Source organism: Arthrobacter sp. Soil736 (assembly GCF_001428005.1).
GTDB lineage: Bacteria > Actinomycetota > Actinomycetes > Actinomycetales > Micrococcaceae > Arthrobacter.
Genome location: NZ_LMSB01000045.1, coordinates 323,677 through 335,480, shown reverse-complemented (window position 1 = coordinate 335,480; position 11,804 = coordinate 323,677). Strand labels below are relative to the sequence as shown.

Here is an 11,804-nt window from a genome sequence, read left to right as displayed (position 1 = left end):
ACCATGGCCCAGAACAGCCACCACGCCCGGGCGGCAAGCGCCCGCCCGGCCAGCACCCAGGCAGTCGCCGCCGGATTCAGCTCGTGGACCAGGGAACGGAAGATCTACCTGGCCGTCGGCGTCCTCGCCAGCCTGGTCGGCGTACTGCTCATTGCGTTCTCGCTTTGAGGGCGGCGCTCCACTGATTTACCTGACTGATCCGCACCGAATCGGTCTCATCGATTTGCCCTCCTGATTTGCTCACTGACTTACTCAACGAGGAGTTTGAATGACTGTCACAACAACGACGTCCACCACCAAGGAGCTGCTGGACTCGCCGATTCTCAAATCGGCCATCTCCAAGGCGTCCTTCCGGCTCATGCCGATGCTCGTCATCCTCTACGTCGTGGCCTTCCTGGACCGCACCAACGTGGGCTTCGCCGAGGCAGCCCTCGGCGTGGACAAGGGCATCACCGCCGGCGCGTATGCCCTCGGCGCGGGCATCTTCTTCATCGGCTACGCCCTGTTCGAGATCCCGTCCAACCTCCTGCTGACCAAGTTCGGCGCCAAGGTCTGGCTGGCACGTATCGCCATCACCTGGGGCATCGTCTCGGCCTGCTTCGCCTTCGTCCAGGGCGAAACTTCGTTCATCATCCTGCGGTTCCTGCTCGGTGTGACCGAGGCCGGGCTGTTCCCGGGCGTCATCATGTTCCTGGCGGCCTGGTTCCCGAACAAGGTCCGCGTCAAGATGTTCGCCATCTTCTACCTGGCCCAGCCGTTCTCCCAGATGATGGGCGCACCGCTGTCCGGCTGGCTGATCAACATCGGCGACCAGGTCCCCGGCGTCCAGGGCTGGCAGGTCATGTTCTTCGTCGAGGGCATGCTGGCCGTGCTCGCCGGTGTTGCCGCCTACTTCTTCCTCATCAACAGCCCGCAGGACGCCAAGTTCCTGAACAAGGACGAGAAGAAGGCACTGCTTGACGTCATGGCCCTTGAGGACACCGTCAAGGAAGAAACGGGTCCCCGTGGCGTGCTCGCGGCCATGAAGAACGGCAAGGTCTGGTACTTCACGGTGATCTACTTCTGCCTCCAGATCGCTGTTTACGGCGTGACGTTCTACCTCCCGCAGCAGGTGGCGCAGCTGACCGGCCAGAAGGTGGGCCTCGCCGTCGGCCTCATGGCGGCCATCCCGTGGTTCTTCGGCATCTTCGCCTGCTACTTCATCGGCAAGGCGGCAAACACGGTGGTCCGCCGCCGTGTCTGGGGCACCGGGCTGTTCATCTCCACCGGCCTCTGCATCTTCGGCTCGGCCTGGGCCGGCGCCAACCACGTCCCGGCGCTGGGCATCGTCTTCATTTCGCTGGCGGTCTGCAGCTTCCTCTCGATCGGTCCCATCGCCTGGTCCTACCCGACGGCGTTCCTCACCGGAACCGCAGCCGCGGCCGGCATCGGACTCATCAACTCGCTCGGTAACCTGGGCGGCTTCGTGGCCCCGATCCTGCGGACCACGGTCAACCAGGTCACCGCATCGGACACCGGAACCATGGGTGTGTATGCCCTTGGTGTGCTGCCGTTCCTCGCAGCAGCCATGATGTTCGGTACCCGGAAGTTCCGGAACAAAGCCGACGAACTCCTGGAAAAGTAGGCACGGCAACAGGCTGGCTGGTGCCCGATCGAGATTCTCGATCGGGCACCGATGTCAGTCCAGGAATGTCAGTCCAAGAAACGAAACGGCAGGAAACCACATGACGCAGCCCGGCCCAGCCGGCACCGACGCCGGAACCATTTACGTCGGAGTCAGCACCAAGATGTACCTCGGCTACCGGGACAGCCTGCGCTGGCTGGGCGAGCTGCGGCATGAAGTGGATGCCCGTCCGGCCCTCGCGGCAGGGCGGGTGGTCCCGTTCGTCATCCCGTCCTTTCCCGTGCTGCCGGCGGCCGGCGAGTTCATTGCCGGCTCGCCGCTGATCCTCGGAGCGCAGAACTGCGGCTGGGCGGACGGCCCGTGGACCGGGGAAGTGTCGCCGTCGCTCCTTGCAGAGCTGGCCGTCCGGCTCGTCGAAATCGGCCACGCCGAACGGCGCCGGCACTTCGGCGAGGACGACGCCATGGTTGCGCTCAAGGTCAAGGCGGCCGACGGCGCCGGAGTCACCCCGCTGCTGTGCGTCGGGGAGGAGGCCGCACCGGCTGCGGACGCCGATCCCGCTGGCAGCGCCGAAGCGGCCGCCGCGGTTGTGCACGGACAGATTGAGGCCGCGGTCAGCGGCGACTGGGACCTCGCGTCCCGGCTGGTCATCGCCTATGAGCCCGTCTGGGCCATCGGCGCTGCCGAGCCGGCCAGCGCGGCGTACGTGTCCGCCGTCGTGCGTTCCCTGCGCGAACTGCTGGCCGCCCACCCCGTGGACGGCGGCCCCGGTTTGCAGGAACTGCCGGTCATCTACGGAGGCTCCGCGAAACCCGGGCTGCTGCCTACGCTTGAGGGCGTGTCGGGCCTGTTCCTGGGCCGCTTCGCGCACGACGCCGCGAACTTCGGCAAAGTGCTGGACGAGGCGCTGTCATTGTCCGAGGCCCCAAAGCGCTGAGGCCCATGCGCTAAGTGTTTCAGAGGAACGCCTCGCGCCCGGTCCCTTCGCTGAGCACCAGTTCGCCGTCCTCGATGGACACCAGGAGGCTGCGCGGCCGCCCGTGAAGCTTCTTCTCGGCGCTGAGGTTCCGGCTGGTGACTTCGACGCCCACCGTGGCGCCTTTTGCGGGCAGTTCCACGGACACTTCCTCGGCCATTCCCAGGAGCGCCCGGGTGGTGACGTCGCGGTCGTACCGGGCCTCCTTGCCGTTGACCGTGATGGCGACTTCGTCCCCGTTGAAGCCGTCCTGGAGAATGATCAGCAATTCCTGCATGATGCGCCGCCTATGCCGAGGACTTCCGCTGCCTACAGCCACTACACCACTTAAGCCCGGCCGTGGGTAGAGCGCGTTGGTGAGGCAAAATGATCTGGTGACCCAATTCCCGCAGCCCCCTTCCGTGCCCTCGCCAGCAAGAGTGTCCAACCCTATTGCTGACCACTCTGCCGACCAAGCCGCCGCCCACATCGCTGCCCAGATCGCCGCCGAGCTCGGCGTCAAAGCCTGGCAGGTGAAGGCCGCCGTGGAACTGCTCGACGGCGGATCCACCGTTCCCTTCATCGCCCGGTACCGCAAGGAAGCCACCGGGACGCTGGACGATACCCAGCTCCGCGAGCTCGACGAACGCCTGCGCTACCTCCGGGATCTGGAGGACCGCCGTCGTGCCGTCCTGGAGGCGATTGCCGCGCAGGGAAAGCTGACGCCGGAACTGCACGCCGCCGTCGTCGGTGCCGAGACGAAGTCCAGGCTGGAGGACATCTACCTGCCCTTCAAGTCCAAGCGCCGCACCAAGGCGCAGATTGCGCGCGAGGCAGGGCTGGAGCCGCTCGCGGATGCGCTGCTCAAGCGCCCCGAACTGGATCCGGAGCGGGAGGCGACGAAATACCTGAACGCCGAGCACGCCATCGAGGACTCGACCTCCGCGCTCGCCGGTGCGCGGGCCATCATCGTGGAGCGCGTCGCGCAGGATCCCGACCTTGCCGAGACGCTGCGTGAGCGGCTGTGGACGCAGGGGCGGATGGCGTCGCGCGTGAAGAAGGGCAAGGAGTCTGAGGGCCAGAAGTTTGCCGACTACTTCGAGTTTTCGCAGGTACCGTCGGGGATGCCGTCGCACCGCGTGCTGGCGTTGCTGCGCGGCGAGAAGGACGGCGTCCTGGAGCTCGACCTCGCCGAGGCGGACCCGGCCGACGACGACGCCCTCGCCGCCGCACGCGCCCGTTACGAATCAGCGGTGGCCAGGTTCCTCGGGGTTGCCGACCGCGGCCGGCCCGCCGACGGCTGGCTGCTGCAGACCGCACAGGTGGCGTGGCGCTCGAGGGTGCTTGCACGGCTGACGGCGGACCTGCGCGGGCGGATGTTCGCCGCCGCGGAGGACGAGGCCGTCCGCGTCTTCGCGGCCAACCTGCGGGACGTGCTGCTGGCCGCCCCCGCGGGAAACCGCGCCACCCTTGGCCTGGACCCGGGGCTGCGCACCGGCGTGAAGGTGGCTGTGGTGGACGGGACGGGCAAGGTGGTGGCCACGGACACCGTCTATCCGCACGCGCCGGCGCGCAAGTGGGACGAGGCCCTGGCGACGCTCGTACGTCTGGCGCGGAAGCACGCCGTCGAGCTCGTGGCGATCGGCAACGGCACGGCATCGCGTGAGACGGACAAGCTCGCGGCCGAACTGCTCAAGCGGCTGTCCGCGGAGGCGGCCGCTGGGACAGATGCGGCTGCCGGTGCGCCTGCCGGCGTGGCTGCCAAGCCGCAGAAGCTCGTGGTGTCCGAAGCCGGAGCATCCGTGTACTCGGCATCAGCCCTGGCCGCGGCCGAACTGCCGGGGATGGACGTGTCCCTGCGCGGCGCCGTGTCCATTGCCCGGCGTCTGCAGGACCCGCTGGCGGAACTCGTGAAGATCGACCCCAAGTCGATCGGCGTCGGGCAGTACCAGCACGATGTCACGGCCGCCAAGCTGGACCGCAGCCTGGATGCCGTGGTGGAGGACTGCGTGAATGCCGTGGGAGTGGACGTGAACACGGCATCGCCCGCGCTGCTGAGCCGCGTGGCCGGTGTGGGGCCGCTGTTGAGCGAAAACATTGTGGCCTACCGGAACGAACACGGTCCCTTTGCCAAGCGCAGCGACCTGAAGAAGGTGCCGAGGCTGGGCGCCAAGGCGTTTGAGCAGTGCGCCGGGTTCCTGCGGATCACCGGGGGAGCCGAGCCGCTGGATGCCTCCAGCGTGCACCCGGAGGCGTATTCGGTGGCGCGGAAGATCCTGGCCGCGGCCGGGGCTGTATCCAGTGCTGCATCCGGCAAGGCAGGTGGGCCGTCCCAGGCAGGGCTGCCGCCGGCGGGGCTTGCCGCGGCCAGCGCCCTGAACCCGGAGGACTTCGTGGACGGCACGTTCGGCCTGCCCACGGTCCGCGACATCATCGCCGAACTGGAGAAGCCCGGACGGGATCCGCGGCCGGCGTTCAAGGCGGCCACGTTCTCGGAGGGGATCGAGAAGATCTCCGACCTCAGGCCAGGCATGGTGCTCGAGGGAACCGTCACCAACGTTGCCGCGTTCGGCGCGTTTGTGGACGTGGGTGTGCACCAGGACGGGCTGGTCCACGTGTCCGCGCTCGCCAACCGCTTCGTGTCGGATCCGCGCGAGGTGGTGAAATCCGGCCAGGTCGTGAAGGTGAAGGTGCTCGAGGCGGACCCCGAGCGCAAGCGCATCTCCCTCACGCTGAGGCTCGACGACGAGCCGGCACCTTCCGGCGGGCGCGCACCTGGTCGGGGCGGCCAGCCGGGTGGTGGACGCGCACCTTCCGCGGGCCGCGCATCTTCCGGCGGGCGCCAGGGTGCCGGTGGCCGCCAGGCGGGTGAGGGTGCCAGTACGGCACGGGCCGCCGGCGGTGAAGGCGGTGCGCCCGCCCGCGGCGCACGTCCCGCAGGCAATAACCGCAACGAGGCGGCAGCCCCGCAGAAGGCGTCTCCTAAGCAGGCGCCGAACCCGGCGAACACCGCCATGGCGGAAGCGCTGCGGAGGGCCGGCCTCGCGAAGTAGCGGCCGCGCAAGCACACGATGCGCCTGAAGCGGCCGGCGGTTTGACCGCCGGCCGCTTCAGTTGTGATGGCCGCTCTAGTTGGGTGATGGCCGCTTTAGTTGGGTGTTGCCGCTTTAGGTGGGTGTTGAGGTCAGCTCAGCTGCCTGACTTGCTCCTCATGCGGAAGGAACCGGACCGTCATGGCCTTGTAGCCGGGGGTGTTCGACTCGCGGGCCACCAGCTCACGGTGGACCAGGGCGTTGGCCTCCGGGAAGTAGGCCGCTGCACACCCGCGGGGGGTGGGGTAGAACACCAACCGGAACTTGTCCGCCCGGCGTTCCTGGCCCTGGAAGGTGCTGACGACGTCAACCAGCTCGCGGTCCTGGAAGCCGAGCTCGGCGGCGTCGTCCTGGTTGATGAGGATGACGCGCCGGCCGTTGGAGATGCCGCGGTAGCGGTCGTCCTGGCCATAGAACGTGGTGTTGTACTGGTCGTGGCTGCGCACGGTCTGGAGAATCAGGTGTCCCTCGGGCGCCTTCAGGTATTCCAGCGGGCTGACGGTAAACCGCGCCTGGCCGATGTCGGTGGCGAAGCTGCGGGTGTCCCGCGGCGGGTTCGGCAGGATGAAGCCGTTCTTCGTCCTGAGTCGCTTGTTGAAGTCCTCGAAGCCCGGGAGCACGCGGGAGATGTGGTCGCGGATCACGTCGTAGTCATCCGCCATCGCCTTCCAGTCCACGGCATGCTCCGGGCCCAAGGTGGCTGCGGCCATGCGGGCCACAATCACGGGTTCGGCCAGCAGGTGTTCGGAGACGGGGGTCAGCCGGCCCTGGGTGGAGTGCACGCAGGACATCGAATCCTCGACCGAGAGGATCTGGCGGCCGCCAGGGTGCTTGTCGTCGGTGTCGGTCCGGCCGAGCGTCGGCAGGATCAGCGAGGTCTGGCCGTGCATCACGTTGGAGCGGTTCGGCTTCGTTGAAATGTGGACCGTCAGGCCGACGCGCTGCATCGAGGCCTCCAGGACTTCGGTGTCTGAGCACGCCAGCGCAAAGTTGCCGCCCATCGAAACGAAGACGTCGACGTCGTCGTTCTCGAAAGCCTCCACAGTCTCCACGGAATCAAGGCCGTGCTCGCGCGGCGAGACGATCCCGAACTCCTGGTCGAGGGCGGCGAGGAGCCATTCCTTGGGCTTTTCCCAGATGCCCATGGTGCGGTCGCCCTGGACGTTGGAGTGGCCGCGGACGGGGCACGCGCCCGCGCCGGGCTTCCCGAAGTTCCCCTGCAGCAGCAGGACGTTGATGATTTCCTTGATCGTGTCCACCGAATGCGGCTGCTGGGTGAGGCCCAGGGCCCAGCAGATGATGGTCGCCTTGGACTTGACCAGCATCTGCGCAACCGTGGAAATCTGCAGCCGGGACAACCCGGTGGCGGTTTCGATTTCTGCCCAGTCCAGCTCCTTGCGGGCTGCGCGGTACGCTGCGAAACCTTCGGTGTTGGTGGCGATGAACTCGTGGTCGACGACCGAGCCCGGGACCCGCTCTTCCTCTTCAAGCAGGAGGTGGCCGAGCGCCTGGAACAGCGCGAGGTCGCCGCCCACCTTGATGGGCAGGAACTCGTCGGCCAGCGAGGAGCCGTTGCCGATGACGCCGGAGACCGACTGCGGGTCCTTGAAATTGAAGAGACCCGCCTCCGGCAGGGGGTTCACGGCCACGATCTTGCCGCCGTTGCTCTTGCAGTCAGCCAGCGCGGAAAGCATCCTCGGGTGGTTGGTTCCCGGGTTCTGCCCGACCACGAAAATCAGTTCGGCCGTGTGGATGTCCTCCAGGGATACGGTGCCCTTGCCGATCCCGATCGTCGGGTTCAGGGCGCTGCCCGAGGATTCGTGGCACATGTTGGAGCAGTCCGGCAGGTTGTTGGTGCCGATGGAACGGGCGAACAGCTGGTACATGAACGCCGTTTCGTTGGCGGTCCGGCCGGACGTGTAGAAGACCGTGCGCTCCGGAGTGGTGGCTCGGATGTGCTCGCCGATGAGGTCGAAGGCTTCCTGCCACGCGATGGGGGAGTAGTGGGTGTCACCGGGACGGATGACCATCGGATGGGTGATGCGCCCCTGGTTTCCCAGCCAGTACTCCGTTTTGGTGGCCAGTTCCGCGATGGAGTGCCTCGCCCAGAATTCCGGGGTCACGGTGCGGAGTGTGTTTTCCTCAGCGACGGCCTTGGCGCCGTTCTCGCAAAACTCCGCCGGCTTGCGGGTTCCTTGCGACTCCGGCCAGGCACAGCCCGGGCAGTCTGTGCCGTCGCGCTGGTTCAGGCGCAGCAGGGACTGCATGGTCCGGGTAACGCCCGCCTGGGCGATCCCGCGTTCTAGGGCGACTTCGACCGCCTTCAGCCCGGCGGCTGATTTCTTGGGTTTTCCGACCAGCAGGTCATCTTCATTGATGTCATCGACAGGAGCTCCGCGTTTCATTAGTTCATCCTGACCGGTAGCCGTCGCGAAATCGAGCTTATTCGGCGATTTAACCGCCCGAAGGCCTCGACGGAACCGTTCATCGCTGAATTGTTACCGCTCGGCGGACAGCTCCAGCCATCAAGTGAGAGATGACTCATGCTTGCCGAGGGGTGATACAAACGCTCACCCGCGTGGCTGCGTTGTTTGGCTGAGCCGGACTTTCGCCAGCGCGGGGTCCCGGGCTGCGCGGGACGGCGTGGCTACAGTAGGGCCCATGAGTTTCACGCGGCCGGACCCATTCACCACCCGTCCCACCCTGCAGGGAACGTTCGGCATGGCGGCCTCCACGCACTGGCTCGCCACCGCCACTGCCCAGGCGGTTCTGGAACGTGGCGGTAACGCTTTCGACGCCGCCACGGCGGCCGCGTTCGTCCTGCACGTCGTCGAGCCGCACCTCAACGGGCCGGGCGGGGACATGACGGGAGTGTTCAGCACGGCCGTGGACCCGGGAAGACCCGTCATCCTGATGGGGCAGGGCCCGGCTCCTGCAGGCGCCACGGTGCAGCACTTTCTGGCCGAAGGACTCGACCTCGTTCCCGGCTCCGGTGCGCTCGCCGCCGCAGTACCCGGCGCCGTCGACGCCTGGCTTTTACTTTTGCGGGACCACGGGTCGTGGGAAGTGGCGGAAGTACTGGACTTCGCGATCGGGTACGCGCGGGACGGGCACCCGGTGTTGGCGCGGGTAAAGAGCACCATCTCCGCGGTTGCCGGGCTGTTCCGGGAGCACTGGCCCACGTCCGCTGAGTTGTGGATGCCCGGCGGACGGATTCCGGAGGAGGGGGAACTGATCCGGAATCCGGCCCATGCCCGGACCCTGCAGAGACTCGTGCAGGCGGGGGCGGGCATCGGCGAGGCGGTGAACAGCGCGGCGCACACGCGTGAAGCCCGCATCGACGCCGCCCGACGCGAGTGGAGTGAGGGCTTCGTGGCGCGCGCCGTGGCCATGGCAGTGCAGACACCGCACCGCCACTCGTCGGGGACGGATCACCGCGGCGTCCTGACCATGTCGGACATGGCAGGATTCCGTGCCTCCTATGAGGATGCGGCGACACTGGAATTCCGCGGCCACACCATCGCCAAGACGGGACCCTGGGGGCAGGGTCCGGCCCTGCTGCAGACACTCGCCATCCTGAGCGGTTTCGACGACGACCGCCTCGACCCGTCCACGGAACTCGGCGCGCACACCATTCTGGAGGCGCAGAAGCTGGCGCTCGCAGACCGCGAGGCATATTACGGCGACGCGGACGTTCCGCTGGACTACTTGCTGTCGGCCGAATACGCCGCTTCGCGCCGCGGGATGATCACGGAGAACGCCTCCCATGAGTTCCGGCCAGGCACGGTTCCCGGCCGGGAGCCGTTCGTACCTGTATTGCGCACCGAGTATGTGCCGCCGGCGCTCGCCGGTGACGACGGCGGTCCACGCGCCGACGGCGGGTCACGCCGTTCCGTCGGGGCCGGTGTTGGCATGCCCGGTGTTGGCGAACCGACGCTCGGCGAGCCCACGGTGGAGGCGACAGGCGAGACTCGCGGCGATACGTGCCACATCGACGTCGTGGACCGCTGGGGCAACTTGGTCTCGGCCACGCCGTCCGGCGGCTGGCTGCAGTCCTCGCCGGCGATACCCGAGCTCGGCTTCTGCCTGGGCACCCGGCTGCAGATGACCTGGCTCGAAGAGGGAACGCCGTCCACGCTCACGCCGGGCAAGCGGCCCCGGACCACGCTGACGCCAACACTGGTGCTGCGCAACGGCGTTGCCGTGACCGCCCTTGGCTCACCGGGCGGAGACCAGCAGGATCAGTGGCAGCTCCTGTACCTGCTCCGGACGATCGTTGGGGGATATACGCCGCAGCAGGCGATCGACGCCCCGGCGTTCCATACGACGTCGATGCCCGGCTCGTTCTGGCCCCGGACGTGGGAGCCGGGCGGCGCCGTCGTCGAGGACCGGCTGGGCGACGACGTGATAGCGGGCCTCGAGCGCAGGGGGCACCGGATCACGCGGGCGGGTGACTGGACGCTGGGCCGGCTCTCAGCCGTCGTCCGTGATCCCGCAACTGGGGTGCTGAAGGCCGCCGCCAATCCGCGCGGTGCCCAGGGATACGCGGCAGGGCGATAAACGCCGGAGCCTCTGTGTCCGCGGGAGTCATGGCTCGGCGGGATCCTGGCTCGCCGCGGATACATCTATGCGTGCAGACGCGGCGGGTTTCGGGGGTGCGGCCTTTCGGCAAGGCTGGCAGCATAACTTACTTTCTGGAGTACACGGTTCCCGCTGCACCCGACAACGCCGAATTCGAGTTTCCGTACGATGAGATCCAGACCGGGACCACAATCCCGCTATCGGAAACGGACGCCGAAATAATCCACACGACCGAACTTCCGGCGCGCACCGGCATCATTAGCGCTACGGTTCCTGAGGCGAAGCTTGAAGCCGAACAGCTCATTATGCACAGCCGCGCCGCTGAGGCGACGCTTTACGAGGACCCCTGCAACTCACTTAAGTCCGGCGTGGGAAACATCGTGGCCACGTTCTTGGAAGGCCGCGGCTGGCAGGACGCCTGAGCGTCGCGATGAATTTACGCGATGAATTGAGAAGCTACTCCGCAGCGCCCGGACTCCTTGAATGGGTCCGGGCGCTGCGTTGCTTAATGCGCGACGGTGAAATGCCCGGACTGCCTGCCTTGCGGCCAAGGGTTGCTGCGACTTGGGCTACGGGATCCAGCGTTGTTCAGACACTCTTAGCGCGCGGCGGGCGCTTCCTTCGCGCCTCGCCTGCTTCAGTGTCCGGTGGGCTGCGCGGACCGTTCTGCCCGTTGGTTTCCGGGCGTGTTCATGTTCGGTGGTGGTGGTTGCGGCGGGGTGTTTGGTTTGGGTCGATGTGGGGTGGGGGGACGAACCAGGGGATGCCGGTTTGCATGTGGATTTGCCATTGTTCCTTGTGGATGAGGTGGTGGTGGTGGGTGCAGAGGAGGGTGCCGTTGTCGGTGCTGGTGGGTCCGCCGTGTGACCAGTAGGTGGTGTGGTGGGCTTCGCACCAGGGGGCGGGGATGGTGCAGTTGGGGAAGGCGCAGCCGTGGTCGCGGGCGGTGATGGCTTTGCGGATGTGGGGCGGGAAGATTCTGGTGGTGCGGCCGATGTCGAGGATGCGGCCTTCGCTGCCGAGGAGGACGGGGATGATGTCGGCGTCGCAGGCGATTTTGCGGATGGTGGCGGGGGTGACGGGTCCGGTGAAGGTGAACGTTCCGGTGCCCACCGTCGTGCCTGGCAGCGAGGGTTGGTCCGGGGTGTCTCTGGTGTAGCGAGGTCCGTTGGTTGCGGTGGTTTCGAGGCGGTTGAGGAGGTCCTGGTAGCTGATGGTGACCATGACCTGGGGTCGGAGTCCTCCGGTGGCGGGCAAACCTCCCGTGGCCAGTGCAGCCTTGCAGGCGCCGATGAGGCCGTCGAGGAGTTGCTGGGGCCGGGTGCGGCGTTCCAGGGGTGCGTCGGCGGCGGCGGTTTCCGCCGCGGCACCGAACCCCGGCCCCGGTAGTGCACCGTCTGCGTTATCGGCTCCGCTGTCTCCGCCGTTTTCTGTGTCGGTGCCGGCACGTGGTTGGGTGCGGGGGTTGGTGGCGGTGTTCATGACGGTGAGGAGGTGTTCGTATTGGTCGGGGGTGGCGAAGATTTCGAGGTGGTGGAGTCCGCGGCGGGGG

Annotated in this window: 9 protein-coding genes; 6 read left to right on the top strand and 3 right to left on the bottom strand. The window is 67.2% G+C overall.

Annotated elements, in window-relative coordinates; all coding sequences use genetic code 11:
• Positions 1-3 precede the first annotated feature (3 nt).
• From ASG92_RS28645 to ASG92_RS22630, 3 genes are all read left to right on the top strand, one after another.
• Positions 4-168: a hypothetical protein gene (locus ASG92_RS28645; protein ID WP_157372406.1), complete on the top strand. Its 165-nt coding sequence runs from the start codon at positions 4-6 to the stop codon at positions 166-168.
• 100 nt (positions 169-268) lie between these two features.
• Positions 269-1,624: an MFS transporter gene (locus tag ASG92_RS22635; protein WP_056633690.1), complete on the top strand. Its 1,356-nt coding sequence runs from the start codon at positions 269-271 to the stop codon at positions 1,622-1,624.
• A gap of 100 nt (positions 1,625-1,724) precedes the next feature.
• Complete coding sequence (locus ASG92_RS22630; RefSeq protein ID WP_056633687.1) at positions 1,725-2,561, top strand: triose-phosphate isomerase family protein; 837 nt, start codon at positions 1,725-1,727, stop codon at positions 2,559-2,561.
• Between the two features lie 19 nt (positions 2,562-2,580).
• Here ASG92_RS22630 and ASG92_RS22625 read toward each other — a convergent pair whose 3' ends face one another.
• Complete coding sequence (locus tag ASG92_RS22625; protein ID WP_056633683.1) at positions 2,581-2,877, bottom strand: hypothetical protein; 297 nt, start codon at positions 2,875-2,877, stop codon at positions 2,581-2,583.
• Positions 2,878-3,019: 142 nt separating this feature from the next.
• Between ASG92_RS22625 and ASG92_RS22620 the strand changes: the two genes are divergently transcribed.
• Entirely contained in the window at positions 3,020-5,632 is a 2,613-nt protein-coding gene (locus ASG92_RS22620) for a Tex family protein (RefSeq protein WP_200952055.1), read from the top strand.
• A gap of 131 nt (positions 5,633-5,763) precedes the next feature.
• On the opposite strand, the gene ASG92_RS22615 is transcribed toward ASG92_RS22620, so the two are convergent.
• Positions 5,764-8,076, bottom strand: a complete 2,313-nt coding sequence (locus ASG92_RS22615; RefSeq protein WP_056633678.1) for an FdhF/YdeP family oxidoreductase — start codon at positions 8,074-8,076, stop codon at positions 5,764-5,766.
• Positions 8,077-8,332: 256 nt separating this feature from the next.
• Between ASG92_RS22615 and ASG92_RS22610 the strand changes: the two genes are divergently transcribed.
• Together ASG92_RS22610 and ASG92_RS22605 are read left to right on the top strand one after the other, a co-directional pair.
• Positions 8,333-10,231, top strand: coding sequence for a gamma-glutamyltransferase (locus ASG92_RS22610; RefSeq protein ID WP_056633675.1), 1,899 nt, complete (start codon positions 8,333-8,335; stop codon positions 10,229-10,231).
• Between the two features lie 71 nt (positions 10,232-10,302).
• Entirely contained in the window at positions 10,303-10,674 is a 372-nt protein-coding gene (locus ASG92_RS22605; protein WP_240987257.1) for a hypothetical protein, read from the top strand.
• Between the two features lie 268 nt (positions 10,675-10,942).
• On the opposite strand, the gene ASG92_RS30080 is transcribed toward ASG92_RS22605, so the two are convergent.
• The coding region (locus tag ASG92_RS30080; protein WP_240987256.1) for an HNH endonuclease signature motif containing protein at positions 10,943-11,804 on the bottom strand (862 nt) is incomplete at its 5' end.